Below are 18,532 nucleotides of genomic sequence, written 5' to 3'. Positions count from 1 at the left end.
TTAAAAAATAGACGTTGTTCCTTAATACTTAAAAGTTAAGATTCATACCAAATGAGTAGGTACGTTGAAATGGATAAACTTTACCATCCAAGCCCTCAGGATCCAATGATACTTTCAAATTGGTTTTTTCAAACAAATTCTCCCCACTAAAGTAAAAATGTACACGCCCCAATCCAGTCCGCTCCAACCATTGTTTAGGCAACGTATAGCCTAAGGTTATATTTTTCACCCGCATATAGCTCGCATCTTGCATATACTTTTTATTTGGTACAGCCAATGAACGATCAGTCACTTCTGCAGCATAAGCGCGCACTGCTGGAAAATAACCATCTGGATTTTCTGGAGTCCAGTGATCTAAATTTTGTTTGGTTAGATTAGTCCATGGTTGTGCATATACACCCCAGAAATAAAAATGTCCGCCACCTGGATACCAATCCTTCTTACCTACACCTTGAAGAAAAACACGTGCATTAAAACCTTTCCAATCGGCTCCTAAATCTAAACTATATGGATACTGCGTACTTGAATTTCCAACGATCACGCGATCACCGTGATCATTCAAAGTATTTTTACCAAAATTGATTCTGCCATCGCCGTTCAAGTCCTTAAATTTAATATCTCCGATATAAGAATTGTTTCCTACATTTCCATTTCCAATATCCACTTGATTTAAAGCGTCTAATTGTGCTTGATTTTCGAAAACACCATCATATTCTAAACCCCAAATTTCGCCCATAAGTTTTCCAGCGTAATGGTCCTTTAAGTTACCCGTCGGATTGTGATATCTAGTAATATGGGTTTGACTATTTGAAACAACAACTGCAACATTGTATTTAAAAGGAGAATTAGAGAGTTCAAATTGATCATTCCATGCTAAGCGCAATTCCCAACCTTTATTTTTCAGATCTGCGGCGTTAAATCGTGGTGCTTCCGTCCCGAAAACACCTGGTAGCGTACGCCCTGGGATAACCATATCTTCTGTCTTACGAGTATAGGCATCAAAATTAACATTTAATCGATTCGCTAAAAGCGCGAAATCAATACCAAAGTTTACGGTTGATACTTTTTCCCATGTTAATGATTTTGCAACTGCCTCCGGTGGGCGCAAAGATGTTGGACGTTCACCATCTAACCATTGACCTACTTTATAACTGTCCATAAAAGGTATATAGGGGTAACTTAACAGATTCCCATCTTTATCGTATACATTTTGGTTACCAAGTTGACCATAAGAACCTCTGAATTTAAGCAGATTAACAACAGGTTTTAAACTTTCGAAAAAACGTTCTTCAGATAGCACCCATGCTCCAGAAACAGACGGGAAAAAACCCCAACGATCGCCTTTAGGAAAACGAGAAGAACCATCGTAGCGACCATTAAATTCCACCAAATATTTTCCTTCATAGTTATAGTTCAATCGATAAAAAATCCCTTGTAATGCCCAATCATCAATCCCATGACCTACTGACATCGGTCCAGTCGCCAATTCAACCGTTGGAAAATCGGGAGACAACAAATTATTTCGAGACATTTCACTGTAGTCATTTTTACGATACTCTTGATTGTACCCTAATAATGCTTGTAAAGAATGTTTTCCAAACTCTTTCTTAAAATTGGTGTAAATATTAACTACATCATACTTGTCCGTATCGTTAGTCTTTGAAGCGTAAGATGTTGTAGAACCTGCATACTTAATCTCTGTTTCTGGTCCCGTACGATAAGGAATCGGTAAATCGAATGAATTAGAATTTCCACTTGTCCTTCTAAAGGTAACATCAGCATTTACATCCCAGATATCTTTGATAATGGATGCTTTAGCAGAAAATGTGGATTGAAATTCATTAATAGTTTGTCTTTTACGACCCCCGTCTTGCATTCTACCCAACAAACCTGCTCCTGCCGAAGTCCAACTTCCATCAGGATTCTTAGGGATATCCAAAGAACTTGTACGGTTCACATTTCCAAAGAAATCGCCTCCCATAAAAACTGGCGATTCATAATCACGACTTGTGATTAAAGTATTGACGCCAAAAGATAGCCAATCTTTCATTTGAAAATCAACCTTACCCCTTGCATTATATCGATTCAACTGATCAGCCCCATATTTCAACATACCATCTTGACGGTAATATTCTCCGGAAAACAGATACGCTAATTTATCTGCTTTCTTTCCAATACTTAAATTAATCGTATGCGCTGGAGCAGATTTTTTATAAGCTTCATCCATCCAGTCTGTTGAACCATAATACATATAATTCAACTTATTGGTCGGATCCATAATCACATTGGGCAAAGATGGATCATCCTGCATTTTCTTTGCATAATCTCTTACAGCATCAGGATACAAATCATAAAGCGGAGCGGCAGCCATCCTTTTGTACTCCATTACTTTTAAAGGATCCGTTACGATATCGGGCAGCTTGCCTACTGTACGAATTGAGGTATTATACCCTAGATTGACTTGAACATCACCATTCTTAGCGGATTTAGTTGTAATTAGTACGACACCGAAAGCGGCTCTAGCTCCGTAAATAGCTGCCACAGCAGCATCTTTAAGCACAGTAACCGTCTCAAAATCGTTAGGATTCAATCGAGCCAGTTCATCTTCGGAATAAGGAATATTATCGATCAAAATTAAAGGAACTCCTCCATTCAGAGAAGTTGTTCCCCGGATATTGAATTTGGCACCCTCCGAAGGATTTCCACTTGGATTTGTAATATTCAAATTGGGTATTAATCCTTGCAATGCAGCACCAATATTGGTTACCGGGCGATTCTCCAATTGCTTCGCTGAGATCTGATCTACAGCTCCTGTCAAATTAATCTTCTTTTGGGTACCAAAACCCACAACAATTGCCTCCTCAAGAAGCGAAGCATCTGCTATCAAGTCAACATTTAGTAATGGACCAGCTTGTACTTCCTGCATCTTAAAGCCTATGGAAGTAAAGATAAGAGTAGAACCTTTTGGTACTTCTAAGGTAAACTCTCCAACACTATTTGTTTTAGTGCCTATTGATTTCATACCTTTTACAAAGACAGATACATCCTGCAAGCCTCTTCCTTGACTGGTTACTTTACCTTTTACCAGGATTTCTGATTGTATAGATGTATGTACCGATGAAGCATATAAGGCATTGTGCTCGACATGCATAAGTGAGAGCATCAATCCGATAGATAATGCTTTTTGTGTAGTGGAAACCCGAAACACTGGGCAATAAAATTTACTTTTCCATTTTGAAACGAGGGAAAAATTACTCATATTTAAACAATTAAGGTTAATTAATTTTTTTCTAGACTTTTGATTTCCTTATACTTAAAGGGGATGTTAGCGCATCTCCTTTTGTATTTTGAGGATCTTGTAATTAGTTATCCATAGGCATTTCTTATTTTAAAATTTCTCAATAATAAGTATTAAATTATTTCATTTTGAATCAATCTATCTACAACCTACTCAATTGTTTACAAATATTAAAATAATACATCATCATCAGCATTAATTCCTCAAATATAAATCTCTGAGTTTAGCATTACTTAAACTTAATATTAAATTTAAACTTTTTTATACCTGCAAAAGTATATAGAACAAGACACGCGTATTTTCTTGAAGAACCATAATTCAACAGGTTATACTATAATTTGGTCGCTATAAAAAAATATAGAAGTAACAATTTGATCCATTTAAATGCAATTTGCAAAGTAAGATCGACCTCTTCATTACTTAGTCTATATCTGTTTAATATAACTTAACATCAATAATAGATAATATATTTTGATTAACAAAAATAAATTCGCTAAATCCTTTTAAAACAATATTTATATAATAAAAGATGAAATTAAATACACATAAGTTTAGCCTTTATTAACAAATCACATCCCCACAAATAAATAGTTATAAATCTGATTACTATATAAATAGTAAATATAAAATTGCATCAGTTGCCAACAACATAAATTAACTAGGCTACTATAATCCCTATTCAAATAATTTTCATTTTTATATTTCTTCTGTCCAATTGTTGTAACAACATCTTGAGTCAAACACGCTTCACAATAAATTTTTGTTACTCCCCTAACTAATCTTATATTAGCTAAATACAGTTATATAATCTACAAAACAATCAATATACATGAAGCCAGTATTTGCAAAAGTTTTAGAAGGATTAGGAAGCAATATATTTGTAACACGAGAAATAAACAGGCCCTACTTTTCCTCAGAATTTCATTTTCATAAGGAATGTCAAATCACGTATATTGTCAAAAGCGAGGGACGTCGCATGATTGGGGATAGTTTAGATACTTTTACCAGTGATGAACTGACTTTCATTGGATCAGATTTACCACATGTCTGGCACAATGACAGTCAAGATTTAAATATTAACCATGCGGCATCTTCGATGGCATTATACTTTGAGCCGGATAAGTTAATTAGTACACTTTCCCTTTTTTTTAACACATCCAAACTCGAGCAGTTCTTTGCCCTATCTCAGAGAGGGCTAATATTTCATGGTAAATTAAAAAATGACCTGAAAAGTATTTTACAAAAAATGATAAGCAGTGAGGGTATCCCAAAAACGATTCTCTTACTTGAGCTTTTCCAAAAAATGTTAAATTCTCAGGAATATAGTTTTCTTTCAAGCCCAGGATATACAAATACTTACATTGCTAAAGACAATGAAAAGATTGATAAAATTTTCCGACATGTATTCGACAATTTTTCTAAAGAAATAAATTTAGAGGAAGTTTCCAAAATAGCGAATATGACCAAACATGCTTTTTGTAGATATTTTAAAACCCGCACGCAAAAAACATTTATTCAGTTTGTCAATGAAGTCCGTATTAGTCAAGCATGTAAACTCATTAATGAAGATAAAAACCAGATTGGAAATATCGCTTATGATTGTGGTTTTAACAGTTTATCAAATTTTAACAAGATTTTTAAAACTACAAAAGGAATTACTCCAAGCGAGTACAAAAATGAGTTGCTGAAATAAAAAATAATGCTTCATTACTAGTAAATATCAATAAATTGATACTCGAAAAACCATTAATAAATATAAAGTCCAGTTGAAGTTAATCTTTCTGGACTTTATATTCTCATTTATAATTTTATTTCTTTTTATTTTTCAAACCGTAACATAACTTTTCCAGTTACACGGTCCCCCCTTTTTAAGGGGCGATATTCAACCTCTGCATGAGAGGATAGAAAACCTTCACGTCCAGCATTATTGTAATCTGCGACCAACATATTAATACTATTTTTATCCGTGCTTATCCAAGCTCTAAAATGTTGTTTACCATTACCTAAGACCTTAACCTTATTCCCATTTAAATTCGACAAATCAGCAGAGTAAATATTTTCTTTCGTTGCCCTAAAGAGGTTCGAACCTGCATCTGTCTGATCAAAAGACCAACCTAAGTGGGGTAAAGCAGATGGTCCCGCCGAAGCAGAAACGGGTAGATCAGGATTAAAAGCGACAGCATGACCAGTCAATGACCCGAGATGATCCTGCGGATACATATTCCAATATCCATGACGTTTCCATTCTAAATTATTAAATTCTTTAGGTATTTCAAATACCAATCCAACTTGCCTTGGTGATACTGCAGTTCTCAATTCAAAATCATAGCTAACCGTTAATACGCCATTTGCTTTAAACACATAAATATATGCTCCTTCAGCTTCTTTGTATGCTCCCTTAATACGTATAATTAAACTATCTTTCTGTATGTCATAGACCACCGACTGACATATCCAGTTCACACAAACAGGGTTAAAAGGTTCAAAATTTTGATCTTTACCAACCATTTGAATACCCCTGCCTTCCGAATTGAGCGGCAATAACATCAATGTAGCCCCTTTATTGATCAAATTGTTACCATGGACATCATAAACTTTTAAAAGCCCATCAGACTTATTGATTTCAAACACCCTGTTCTTGTCCTTAACAAGGATAGCTTCATTTTTTTCTTCAAAACTGACAGAACCTTTCTTTTCAACCTCCGCGACCATTACTTTCGGTTTCAAGGAATATAGATATTCATCTATTACAAAACCTAAAGGAGAAATTATTCTCAAATAAATTTCCTGATCCAAGTGTTTTTCATTCTTCAGATCGATATCAAAATGACCTTTACTTCTGGCAGGTAAATTCACTTGCACAACCCCACTATCCTGACCAGAGCACCATTCAAATCGACAAGCAGACAGATCCGTAAAATTATGACGATTCTCGACATCAAAAGATACTACACCGTCCTTTGATAAATTTCCACGCTGTTCTAATTTTACTGGACTGTATGACTTTTTCATATTCCAATACTCGGGTTTCGCCCGACGCCAGCCATCCAACGGACCCCATGTTCCATATCCGACAACCTTGTTGTTAGGTAAGAAAAAAGTATCATCTATTCCAGCCCAGATTGCGCCACCAAGCACACCTTGACTGTTGTACATAGCTGTCCACATTTTATCCAATAACGGTCCCCACATATTTCTTACACCCGGATCTGCCGATAGTTCAAAACGATTGTAAGAATTTACATGGATATATTCGTCAAAAGTAACCGGACGTTTACTATTGCGATACATATCTGGACCAGTTGGACCAGGATAATGATGGTTCGTCACCTCAAGCTCGCCATTATCAGCATCCGGGCCCCATTGACTGAATATGCGGGGACGGGATGGATCCATCTTTTTAATAACTTCACCAGCTTCCTTAAAATACTCTTTATAAAGATTAGACTCATTTCCTAAAGACCACATAATAATAGAAGGATGACTCCTGTCCCGGTTAACCATCTCAATATGTTGATTCACCAGAAGAGGGTACATATCCTCTTTTTTAATAGCAGTCTCATGTGCCCAACAAAATGGAGCCTCAACCTCTACAAACATACCAAGCTCGTCACAAGCCTCAAGCAATCTCTCATCAGGAGGATAATGCGATGTACGAATATAATTTACATTGGCTTCTCTAAATAACTTAACATCTTTAGCCCAAATATCACCTTCCAAAGATCTTCCTCGGAGTGGCATCACTTCATGTCTATTAACGCCTCTTAACTTGATCGGTTTTCCATTAACCAAAAACTGGTTTCCTCTTACTTCAAGCTCTCTAAAACCAACTCTTCGCTTTGTGCGATGTAAAACACCCGATCCATCACTTAATTCACAAATTAACGTGTACAAATAGGGAGACTCAGATGTCCAATGATGAGGTTTACGAATCTGAAACTTTAGACTACGATTTAAATTTATACCATTTTTCAACTCATCAACTAGATATTCCGACTTTCCTAAATCAACGGATCTTCCCTCTGTGTCCAACAAACTAAATGCTAGTTTAAGAGTACCTTTGTCTTTAATAGATTCATTTGACAACTGCACATCCGCAGACAAAACCGCATCTGTATAGCTCGCATCAAAATCAGTAACCACATGAAAAGAAGAAATATTTGTCTCTGGGATCGCAAACAAAAATATATCTCGAGTTATACCACCAAGGGCATGTACAGCATAGCGTGATGCGCTCGCTAAGGAATCAGCTAAACTTTCGCTACGTACAGCTATTGTAATCTGGTTAGTAGCACCGTAGTGAACAAAATCTGTCACATCGATCTCAAAAGGAGTAAATCCCCCTATATGACTTCCTACTTTCTTACCATTAATATAAACTGTACTTTCACTAAAAATCCCATTATTTCTAAGCTTGACACGCTGTCCTTTCCAACTTACAGGGATTTCAAATTGACGAAAATAGCCCGCCTTAGCTCCTTTCTCTACTTCAAAACCTTGCATCACCCATTCGCCCGGAACCTGTATATTCTTACAATCTACAGCTTGCGGAGACTTCCAGAAACTTTCGTTCGGATCAACATCAAATAACCATTTTCCATTCAAATCTATTTTTGTAGATTGGATATGATCAGGAAAAGGCGTTAATCTTGGAACAACAATATCTTGCGCCCATATTATAAGCGGAGAAAGAAATCCAAAGAAAAGGACTAATAATGATTTCATTTATTTAGATTTTAGATATTTACTCATGATAAAAAAATCCCTCTCGGATTACAGATCATGTACGTTTCAAAAATGAATAATAAAAATCGTCTTTTCTGCAACTAAACTAACCCTTTCTTAAACTATAATACCTCATAATATCCCATACAACATCTCTTTCAGTATAAATTATTGAAAATTTACCCACATACACTAAAAATTAAAAAATCCAGCAAATGTATACTTGCTGGATTTCCTACATCAAAAAATAAGATTAATCAAGTTTCAAATCAAAATTAAATGTTGACTTTTGAATACCTTTTTCCTGAATAACAAGTTTCATTAGATTATTCGCCCCCTTTGTTAATGGAATAATTCCTGCTAATTTAATTTTGCTCATGGCATAAGGATCAAGTGGAGCTATCAGTCCACTAGCGATCAAAGTTTTCTTTTCACCATCAAGAATATATAATTCTAACTTACTTTCCTTAGATTTCACTAGCCCAAAATTATCCACCTGTACTTCGAAAACTTGCTGATCTTTTGTTTTATCCACGATCGGCTTTCTAGCTGATAAAATCGCTTCGTTATACGCCACCCATGGCACTCTGGTATAACCAAAAAGAATCTTTCCCGACTTAGATTTACCAATTAATTTGGGAGCAAATTCATCTTGAGTTAACCCATGCCCACTATTCTCAAATGTAATGATAACCCCATCTTTTGTATTTTCTATTTTAGTTGCACGGCTCCCTTTTCCATAATTAACAAGCTCTGATTTTCCAAATCGCAATGTTTGTAAATCCAATTCCTTAGCAGGATCAAAATTAGGCTCTTTTAACACTTTGACACGGACAAATTTTGTATTTAAAGATGGTAGTTCTGTATTCAGCATTTCCATCAGCATTCCTGGGTTCAATGGAATCGAAATATTTTTTGAACTATGTCGGTCATTCGGTTTATCTTCCAGCTTTAAAACATCAATAACGGCGAAATTTGCCTGATAAGCTCGACCGTACTTATCTTGCAATACTTTAATGCGCTCATACTTAAACCAATCTTCCTTTACACCATCCTGATGAAAAGATATACCAGTGGTATAAGCTTCCCCTGGATCAGTTAACCAATTTACACCATCTTTAGAACGCTGATAAAAAGCAATTCGTCCCAACCAATCATTTACAATAAGATGATACTGAATATGATCGCGCCAGACAACTGGATCTTCGAACTCTCCTTCAACAGCTGGATATACGCGTTTATCTGTTATCTGATTATAAGGACTTAAACCTGTTTCACTAAACCAGATACCACCACCTCGGCACACCATCAAATTAGATCCATCCTCACGCTTTGCAAAGGTAAGGTTTGACAAACCTTCGATGATAGGACGATCCCGTTGATCAAATACAAACTTCTCATACTTCCAAGGCCCGTTATAGCTATCAGATATGTAGTAACCATTGATCACATAAATAACATACTTACCATTTTTCGCTCTGAAAATTTCAGGATTATGACCTTTACCTATAGTATCAACGATTTTGTACGGCCCGATTGAATTATCACTAACCGTATGATATACAACTGAATTCGACCATTCCATATGTCCTTTCGCTGAACGCTCAGGCCATCCGCATACGTAAAGATGAAACTTACCATCATCGCCTTTTAAGATGTTACCGCCCCAGTACGATCGCTCACCATCTTCAATTCCATTATCAATATATCGTTTCCGCACTCCCTCCGCTCCCCAATCACTTCCAGTTATAACTTTTCCTTTAGGCATAGGTAGAAAACGATCTTTAAAGCGAGCACCTTCAATAAGAAGATCCCATTCTTTAGGACGTGGCCTTTCAGTAATTTGACCATAAGATGGGGCAATCATCCACAAGCAAAATAAAGCAGTCGTATACAGTCCAAATTTTCTCGGCTTTTTCATAATCTTAAATGAAGTAAATAATAGTCATGTAAAGATACCTATGACCAATTTCATATTGCAAAGCCTATTTTACCAAGCTTTGATCCAATATTATCATGATGTCTATCACTCAATTATTCTTTTATTGAATTCGATATTTTCAATCTTATAAAACTAAAACTATTCACACCTTAAATGACACTATTTTAACTACATAAAGAAATTAATAAAATAATGGTATAAAGAGTTTTAATACTGGTTAAAATAGTTTTACAATTTCAATTAATTAGCGTATAGATTTACCAATAACCAAATCTCTAACCAAGATGTACTTAAATAATTACGCTGCTTATCGCATCAGGAGCGACCTGTTGCATGCTTGTCAAATTCCTGTAGACCGCATTTGCTATGCCTCTATCGGTAAAACAAACCAATAATACTAATAACCAAACACCTATAATCTACATCTTATGAAACTAAAAAACTATTTGCTGTTTTTTCTCATATCCCTACTTTGGATTTCATGTAAAAATGCAGACAATATACCCATTGAACCTCATAATGCAAATCAACCTATTGTGCTGACAGATTTCTCTCCTCAATTAGGATCCGCGGCAACTAAACTTATTATTACAGGAGAAAATTTTGGAAATGACACTAGCCAAGTTACGGTCAACATTGGAGGTAAAAAAGCGGCTATAGTAGGCATTTCACCCACCAAAATATATGTTTTATCACCTCGCAGATTAGAACCTATCAATACGATCGAGGTAACAATTAAAGGTCAGTCAAAATCCTTTGAAAAAAAATACAACTATAAGTTGCTACAGACCGTCAGCACACTTTCCGGTAGAGTAAACGCAGATGGTAGCGGTGGCGATGTAGATGGTGCACTTGGTACCGCCATGTTTAAAGATCCAAAATACCTGAACATTGATGGTGAAAAAAATCTTTTTGTCATACAATATGCTGATTCAAGAAATATTAGAATGGTCAATATTACAAACAACAAAGTAACGACTATACCTGCCGGAGCTGTGAAATCTGCACATGGGATAGTAATCAGAAAAGTAGATAATGTCCCATTCGTATGCGACCGCGATGGTTTTCCTAAGACTTTCTTTCAATTATCACCCGCAAATTCGTGGCAACCTACATTGAGTTTCAATGATGCGGCAAATGAATACTCCTACCCCTTAGATATTGCTTATGATGAAACGGCTAATATTTTCTATTTACAAGACTATACTTTCGGTAAAATATTAGCTGTAGATGGACGCACCTTTACCTCATTGGGAGAAGTGTACAGAACGAATGTAAATGAAATTGATCGCATAGCTGTCGATCATGAAGGTAATATCTATATCGCTAGAACAAGTAGCCACTACATTGTCAAGTTCAATCCCAAAACTGGTCAGGCAGAAACATACGCTGGAGGTCAAGGTATTGCCGGAACACAAGATGGACCAAAAATGCATGCTCGTTTCAACAATCCTGAACAGATGGTCTTTGATGAAGAAAATAATATGTATGTAGCAGACCGTGGCAATCATTGTATCCGAAAGATTGATAAAGACGGTAATGTCACGGTATATGCAGGTCAACCAGGTAAAGGAGGGTATTCAGACGGACTTCCACAAAATGCGCTTTTCAACCAACCCACTGGTTTAGCATTAGACAAGGAAGGTATTCTTTATGTAGCAGATTGGAAAAATCATCGTATCCGAACTATAATTATTGAATAACAGATCTAAAGAACATATACATATGAAAAAAATACATATAATCATATTTCTGCTCAGCTTTACGATGATTTCCTTAGCAGAGGCGCAAGATAAGATAAAAGTTAGAGGTACTGTAACAGACTCATTAAAGAGTGCTCTATCCAATGTCAGCATTATTGTTAAAAATAAACCCGGCTTTGGTTCTACGTCGAATGACAAAGGAAACTATCAAATAGACCTATCTAAAAATGATATTTTGATATTTTCTTCTGTCGGATTTCAAACGAAAGAGGTTTTTTTTAGCGGAGATAGCACAGTCATCAACGTTACACTTAATAAATCCAGTGCTAGTGACTTAGATGAAGTGGTTGTCGTAGGTTTTGGAACACAAAAAAAACTAAGTCTTGTAGGCGCAGTAACCACTGTTACGCCAGAACAATTGAGGACACCGACTTCATCGATTACCAATGCCCTGGGAGGACAAGTTGCCGGTATTATTACCCAGCAACAATCTGGTGAACCAGGGTATAGTAATTCTAACTTCTGGATCAGAGGAATCAATACATTTGGAGCTAACCAAAGTGCCTTAGTACTCGTGGATGGTATTGACCGAGGAAGTATCAATGATATCAGTCCCGATGATATTGAATCCTTTACCATCCTAAAGGATGCCTCAGCCACCGCGGTGTATGGTGTACGAGGTGCCAACGGGGTTATCCTCATCACAACAAAAAAAGGAAAAGCAGGGATGCCTACATTTAATAGCCGCATAGAGAGAGGGTATCTTACTCCAGCACGTCTTCAAAAATTTGAAAATGCATACAATTATGCAAAATTAGCTAATGAAGCAAGAGCTGTACGAGAACTGACTTCTCTTTATAGTCCCGAAGAACTGGACATCATCAGATATGGTCTTGATCCGGATATTTATCCCGATATCAACTGGAGAGATTATACCATGCGTAAGTCTACCAGTAATACCAATTTTAACGTCAGTACAAGTGGTGGTGGTGAAACTGCAAGATATTATGTTTCCACAGCATACTACAATGAATCTGGTCTTTACAAATTTGATGATCTGAATAAATACAATACCAATGTCAATCTCCAACGTTACAGCTTCCGCTCTAATGTGGATATCAATATTACAAAATATACGATTGCCCAGGTTGGCGTAGGTGGCTATATATCAGACGTTAATTTCCCAGGAGTAGGTTCATCAAATATATGGGGTTCCTTGGCTAATCTAACCCCATTAACTGTCCCTGTACGTTATTCAACTGGTGAAATGGCTTCATATGGAACTGGAAATGCCGCAAATCCCTACGTCTTATTGTCCCAAACAGGTTTCATTAAAAACTGGACAAATAAAATCGAATCTAACCTTCGTATCAATCAAGATCTATCTATGCTTTTAAAAGGTCTAAAAGCACATGTGCTCTATTCTTTCGATGCCAATAATTATCATAACATGAACCGCACGAAATTTCCGGAACTATATCGTGCTTCTCGTGAAAGAGACCGCAACGGAAACTTGCAACTTCGAAAAGTAACTGAACAAACCCCCTTGGCATTTAGTAAAGATGCCTTTGGAAATCGTAGAAATTATCTTGAAACAGCCATCAACTATGCGAATACTTTTGGAGATCATAGTGTGTCAGGTTTAATCCTTTACAATCAATCTGATTTAATGAATAGCGGTGCTGCTAATGAAATCGCCTCTATACCATATCGCATGCAAGGATTAGCGGGTCGGACTACCTATGGATACAAATCAAAATATCTATTGGAATTAAACTTTGGGTACAATGGATCTGAAAATTTTGAAAAGAAAAGTCAATACGGTTTTTTCCCTTCTGTAGGTGCTGGATGGTTAATCTCGGAAGAGAACTTTGTAAAAAATCACTTTCCATTTGTCAACCTACTCAAGATCAGAGGATCATATGGTGAAGTAGGAAACGACAAAATCGGTCAGGATAAACGTTTCCCCTACATCACATTTGTCAATCTAAATGCTCCTAATGGTGGTTCATTTGGAGATTATGGAAATAATAATTTCGATGGGCTGGCAGAAGGAGAACTGGGAGCCGACAACTTAACGTGGGAAGTGGCGAAAAAGTCTAATTTGGGTATTGATATCGATCTATTTGACAGTAAATTTTCGACCCAGATCGATATTTTCAAAGAAAGAAGATCAGGTATATTTATGCAACGTACCACCCTTCCCGATATTGTCGGTGTCACAACAAGTCCTTGGGGTAATGTGGGTATTATGGCGAACAAGGGGATTGATGCATCAGCCACATTTAAACAACAATTGGGCAATCTTTTCATAACACTAAGAGGAAACTTTACGTACAATAAGGGTGAAATCATAAGTTTTGACGAACCAGAACCAAGATTTTCTTACCAAGGATCAAAAGGTCAGCGGTACGGTCAATTAAAAGGATTGGTATCATTAGGACTTTTCAGAGATTCATTAGATATTATCAGTAGTCCAAAACATTTCGGAGAAGTAAGACCAGGTGATATTAAATACAAGGACATCAATGCAGACGGAAAAATTGATGATGATGATATTGTTCCTATAGGAAAGAGCGCTGTACCGGGTATTATTTATGGATTTGGTTCTGAGTTACAATGGAAATCCATTTCCTTTGCCTTCCGTTTTCAAGGAGCTGGTGATGCAAATTTTTTCTTAGGCGGTCCGGGTATGTATCCTTTTGCCGGAGGTGAAACAGGGAATATTCTTAAAATTGTAAATGACCAAACAAATAGATGGACGCCGTCTTGGTATTCTGGAGATCCAAATACAGAAAATCCTAATGCTAAATTTCCACGTTTAGATTATGGAAACAATCTGAATAACAACAGAAATTCAACCTTTTGGCTTGCCAACTCACGTTATCTGCGACTTAAAGAAATACAATTGGGTTATACGTTACCACGTGAACTGACAAAAAGAATGCGCATGAGCCATTGCAGAATCTATGCTACAGGCTTCAACTTATGGGTTTGGGATGCTATCAAACTATGGGATCCTGAACAGGCAAACAGCAACGGAACAGCATATCCTATATCGCGAACCTTTAACCTAGGTTTAGAAGTCAGATTTTAACCGATTAACACATAAGAAAATGAAAAAAATTTTGCTTTTTATTATAACCTTCGTAGTTATACTATGGGGGAGCTCCTGTAAGAAATTTCTTGATGTAGATCCTTACATTAACGATATGTTCAACTTAGACACCGTTTTCTCAAAAAAAACGTTTGCAGAACGATATCTCTATACCATATACTCCACAATACCAGATGATGGGGATTACATGACCTCAGGAGGTGTCCCTTGGGTAGGTGCATCTGATGAAGCAGTATGGAAATGGACCCGCGGAGATATACCGGCGAATTATTATGCATCTGGTGATTATGATCCTTCTCTTCCATATTACAATAATTGGAAAAACCTTTACCAAGGGATCCGATCGACCAACGTTTTTTTAAGTCGAGTTGATGAAGTTAAAGACATGAACCAAAGTGAGAAACAACAATTGAAAACCCAAGCCCGATTTTTACGCGCATACTTCTATTTCTATCTTGTTCAACAATATGGTCCGGCAATCTTGCTTCCAGAAAAACCCTTAGAATTTGATAAAGAACTGGATGAACTATTGCTTCCTAGAAATACTTATGATGAGTGTGTCAATTATATTGTAGACGAACTAAGCGCTGTCGCACAAGAATTACCCCTTACACAAGATCCAAATTGGATTGGGAGACCGACAAAAGGTGCCGCATTAGCAGTTAAATCTAGATTATTGTTATATGCTGCAAGTCCCCTATTCAATGGCAACACGCAGTACGCTGACTTTGTCAACAAAGACGGATTGCCAATGATCAATCAACAGTATCAAGAAGAAAAATGGGCTAAAGCTGCTGCCGCGGCAAAAGAGGTCATAGACTTAGGTATTTATCAATTGTACACCGCACCAAAAACTGCACAAACAGCTTTACTACCTGCGAATGTTTCGTCATTAAGTTTTCCAGAAGGTGCTGGAGATATTGATCCCTTTAAATCTTACCGTGATATGTTCGCTGGTGGAACAGTGCTGACCAGTATGAATACAGAAGCGATCTTCGTTCGTTCGCAAACCAATCTAAATGGATCGTTGCGTTTCAGCATGCCTAAAAACATGGCAGGATGGAGTGGAGCAGGTGTAACACAAAAATTAATTGATGCCTATTTTACGAGAGATGGAAAAACGATCTTCAATTCAAGTTCATCATATCCCTACACCGAAACTGGATTTAGCACTGTAGGAGATGATTTCACGTCTTCCGGAACAGCAAAAATGTATGTCAATAGAGAGCCTCGTTTTTATGCTTCCATTGGTTACACGGGAACATTCTGGGAAGGCACTAGTGCAACAGTTACTTCCGCCAAGAATTTCACAGTAGAATACTACTTTGATGGCAATGAAGGTCGTGGCTCTGATGCTGAAAATTATCCATTAACAGGTTATGTCATTCGCAAATTTATTCACCCTGAAGACAACCTTGCATACGGCGGTGGCTCTGCTCAAACCAGAAAAACATATATGTTATTTCGGCTAGCAGAAATTTATCTGAACTATGCAGAGGCACTCAATGAGTTATCTACAAGTTACACCATATATGGCAAGACCATCACGAGAGACTTAAATGAGATAAAAAAATATCTTAACCCCATACGCTTCAGAGCTGGTCTACCAGGATACACAGACGAAGAACTCAGTAACCAGCTGGACACGCGTACAGCTTTACGCAGGGAACGACAAATTGAACTTGCTTTTGAAGGTCGCCGCTTTTTTGATACTAGAAGATGGAAAATCGCAGAAACTGAAGATAATCAATCTATCGTCGGTATGAATATGATGGCCACAAAAGCTAATAAGGAACAGTTTTTTACCCGTACACTTGTTAGAGATGTCAAGAGATCATTTAGTCGTAAACAATACATTTGGCCAATTCCGCGAACAGATATTGTTAAGAATAAGAACATAATACAAAATCCAGGTTGGTAAATCTCTAATAATACTGTTTAAAAATAAATAAATTATGAAGTACACAAAACATTCTAAAACAGCTTTGCTCTTTCTGATTGTATTCCTTACCTCTTCCTGCAAGGATGAAGGATTTGGTGAACTCTCCGAAAAACAAGTTTACTTAATTGGTAGCGGAGAGCCTATTGAAAAAGAAACATCATTTGATCAATCAATAAATAAAACGAGTATCAGTATTTACTGTTCTGGTATGGAACTGCCGACATCAGACATCCAGTTGCAACTTGGTATTGACGAAACTATTCTAGAGAAACACAATAGCACATTAGGAGATAATGATGAAAAATTCACTATGCTTCCTACTGAAACTTACACACAGAATGGATTAGTTGCTAAAATCCTAAGTGGAAACCCTTACGGCCTTTTTAACTTTGAAATCAACACAACAAATTTAGATGGTTACAAAACATATGCCATTCCTTTTCGGCTAATAAAAAGTGAGCCGTACCCATTAAACAATAAGATGAGCACACTGCTGTACAAACTCAACCTCGTCAACCGTTTTTCAGGAGATTACCGCATGATCGGCCAAATAGATGCAAACACGATAAGTAGTATAAAATCCATAAGGGCGGCCTCTGCCAATGAGGTCATTATCTTTACGGATAACAAAAGTGAAATCATGACAAATTATGATTATCGAATCACTTTAAAAGTTAATACTGATAATACGGTTAGCATAAGTTCCAAAACACTGAGTGTGCAACAGGAAGGTAGCAATACCTTCGATACTGCGACTGAAACTTTTTCGCTCAACTATAGCTACACCGACCCAAAAACAAAAACAATCAAAAAAATCAAAGAATCGCTTGTTAAAGAAAAAATAATAATCAAATAGCTTTCTTAAGAATTAGCTGGCGTGAAAAATTTCATGCTAGCTAATTCTTGAAATTTTTTCTGACCATAAAATTGCACTATCGTCCATAAGCAAAACAAAGCTGTCATATAAAGTCCAAATTTTATCGGGTTTTTCATAATCTTAAATGAAGTGAATATAGTCATATAAAAATACCTATGACCACTTTCATATTGCAAAGCCTATTTTACCAAGCTTTGATCCAATATTATCATCAAGCCTCTTTAAATCAAAAAGCATTAATTTAATATTATTAATTACTCATGTACTTAAAGACAATTATGAGATAATACAAAAAAATACCCGCTAGAAAAATTTTTCTGGCGGGTATATGTAATCAGTCAAAAGTATGAAAATTCTTACCTATTTCACTTTTTAAAATCCTTTAACCGTTTTTATCAAATACTCTTTAGATGAGCCATCTGCTGCCCTCACAGTATAGATATGATCTGTAGAAAAATTTCCAGGACTACCTAATTTGGGAGCATCCTTAACACCTGTTACGGTTGCCACATCCGAAATCGTCATATACACCCATAATTTATTCAATTGATCGACTTTAATTAATTTTTCAAATTCCTTAAAAAGCATAGCTTTGGTTACCGATCCAGTCGGACCAGCTTTTAGCACCGAGTTAGCATCATAGGAAATAGTTGTCTTAAATCCTTCCAATCCCCCCTCTTCAATTTTCTCTGTATTCTTTTTGAAAAGAACCTCACACATACGTCCTTCTAAAATTTGTTGTTTATCTGTTCCCTTTTGAATAGTATCATTATATAAAAATCGATACGTATAATCAATACTTGAAAGAACTTTATCACTGGAATTAGTCAATTCCTCCATACCACTTTTCAAACAACCTGTTAATGTAAGACATCCTACAACAACTGACAAACTTACTACTCTTATTATATTTTTCATATTTTTTTC

The 18,532-nt window shown here is 36.5% G+C and carries 9 protein-coding genes; 5 read left to right on the top strand and 4 right to left on the bottom strand.

Features of this window, described 5'->3' with window-relative positions:
- Positions 1-28: 28 nt before the first annotated feature.
- Positions 29-3,259, bottom strand: coding sequence for a TonB-dependent receptor (locus FHR29_RS01465; RefSeq protein WP_183911967.1), 3,231 nt, complete (start codon positions 3,257-3,259; stop codon positions 29-31).
- Positions 3,260-4,127: 868 nt separating this feature from the next.
- Between FHR29_RS01465 and FHR29_RS01460 the strand changes: the two genes are divergently transcribed.
- Complete coding sequence (locus tag FHR29_RS01460; RefSeq protein WP_183911964.1) at positions 4,128-4,991, top strand: AraC family transcriptional regulator; 864 nt, start codon at positions 4,128-4,130, stop codon at positions 4,989-4,991.
- Between the two features lie 125 nt (positions 4,992-5,116).
- Here FHR29_RS01460 and FHR29_RS01455 read toward each other — a convergent pair whose 3' ends face one another.
- A complete protein-coding gene (locus FHR29_RS01455) occupies positions 5,117-8,023 on the bottom strand; it encodes a glycoside hydrolase family 2 TIM barrel-domain containing protein (RefSeq protein WP_183911962.1) in 2,907 nt (968 codons plus the stop codon).
- 253 nt (positions 8,024-8,276) lie between these two features.
- Positions 8,277-9,944: a glycoside hydrolase family protein gene (locus tag FHR29_RS01450; protein WP_183911960.1), complete on the bottom strand. Its 1,668-nt coding sequence runs from the start codon at positions 9,942-9,944 to the stop codon at positions 8,277-8,279.
- 449 nt (positions 9,945-10,393) lie between these two features.
- Here FHR29_RS01450 and FHR29_RS01445 point away from each other — a divergent pair, with 449 nt between their 5' ends.
- Genes FHR29_RS01445 through FHR29_RS01430 form a run of 4 tightly spaced genes read left to right on the top strand, consistent with a single transcriptional unit; the run spans position 10,394 to position 17,584 of the window.
- Positions 10,394-11,668, top strand: coding sequence for an IPT/TIG domain-containing protein (locus FHR29_RS01445; RefSeq protein ID WP_183911958.1), 1,275 nt, complete (start codon positions 10,394-10,396; stop codon positions 11,666-11,668).
- Positions 11,669-11,690: 22 nt separating this feature from the next.
- Complete coding sequence (locus tag FHR29_RS01440) at positions 11,691-14,765, top strand: TonB-dependent receptor (protein ID WP_183911956.1); 3,075 nt, start codon at positions 11,691-11,693, stop codon at positions 14,763-14,765.
- Positions 14,766-14,784: 19 nt separating this feature from the next.
- Complete coding sequence (locus FHR29_RS01435) at positions 14,785-16,707, top strand: RagB/SusD family nutrient uptake outer membrane protein (RefSeq protein ID WP_183911954.1); 1,923 nt, start codon at positions 14,785-14,787, stop codon at positions 16,705-16,707.
- A 34-nt stretch (positions 16,708-16,741) separates the two neighbouring features.
- A complete protein-coding gene (locus FHR29_RS01430; RefSeq protein ID WP_183911952.1) occupies positions 16,742-17,584 on the top strand; it encodes a BT_3044 domain-containing protein in 843 nt (280 codons plus the stop codon).
- 393 nt (positions 17,585-17,977) lie between these two features.
- Here FHR29_RS01430 and FHR29_RS01425 read toward each other — a convergent pair whose 3' ends face one another.
- On the bottom strand, positions 17,978-18,523 hold the full coding sequence (locus FHR29_RS01425; RefSeq protein ID WP_183911951.1) for a DUF5018-related domain-containing protein: 546 nt from the start codon (positions 18,521-18,523) through the stop codon (positions 17,978-17,980).
- Between the last annotated feature and the right edge of the window lie 9 nt (positions 18,524-18,532).

The sequence above is a fragment of the Sphingobacterium sp. JUb56 genome (assembly GCF_014191365.1).
Lineage (GTDB): Bacteria > Bacteroidota > Bacteroidia > Sphingobacteriales > Sphingobacteriaceae > Sphingobacterium > Sphingobacterium anhuiense.
The sequence above is the reverse complement of the archived record's forward strand: the minus strand, read 5'-3'. Positions and strand labels throughout refer to the sequence as shown.

Coding starts and splice junctions, on each gene's coding strand:
- FHR29_RS01465 (WP_183911967.1), bottom strand. CDS start 3,259: ATGAGTAATTTTTCCCTCGTTTCAAAATGGAAAAGTAAATTTTATTGC.
- FHR29_RS01460 (WP_183911964.1), top strand. CDS start 4,128: ATGAAGCCAGTATTTGCAAAAGTTTTAGAAGGATTAGGAAGCAATATA.
- FHR29_RS01455 (WP_183911962.1), bottom strand. CDS start 8,023: ATGAAATCATTATTAGTCCTTTTCTTTGGATTTCTTTCTCCGCTTATA.
- FHR29_RS01450 (WP_183911960.1), bottom strand. CDS start 9,944: ATGAAAAAGCCGAGAAAATTTGGACTGTATACGACTGCTTTATTTTGC.
- FHR29_RS01445 (WP_183911958.1), top strand. CDS start 10,394: ATGAAACTAAAAAACTATTTGCTGTTTTTTCTCATATCCCTACTTTGG.
- FHR29_RS01440 (WP_183911956.1), top strand. CDS start 11,691: ATGAAAAAAATACATATAATCATATTTCTGCTCAGCTTTACGATGATT.
- FHR29_RS01435 (WP_183911954.1), top strand. CDS start 14,785: ATGAAAAAAATTTTGCTTTTTATTATAACCTTCGTAGTTATACTATGG.
- FHR29_RS01430 (WP_183911952.1), top strand. CDS start 16,742: ATGAAGTACACAAAACATTCTAAAACAGCTTTGCTCTTTCTGATTGTA.
- FHR29_RS01425 (WP_183911951.1), bottom strand. CDS start 18,523: ATGAAAAATATAATAAGAGTAGTAAGTTTGTCAGTTGTTGTAGGATGT.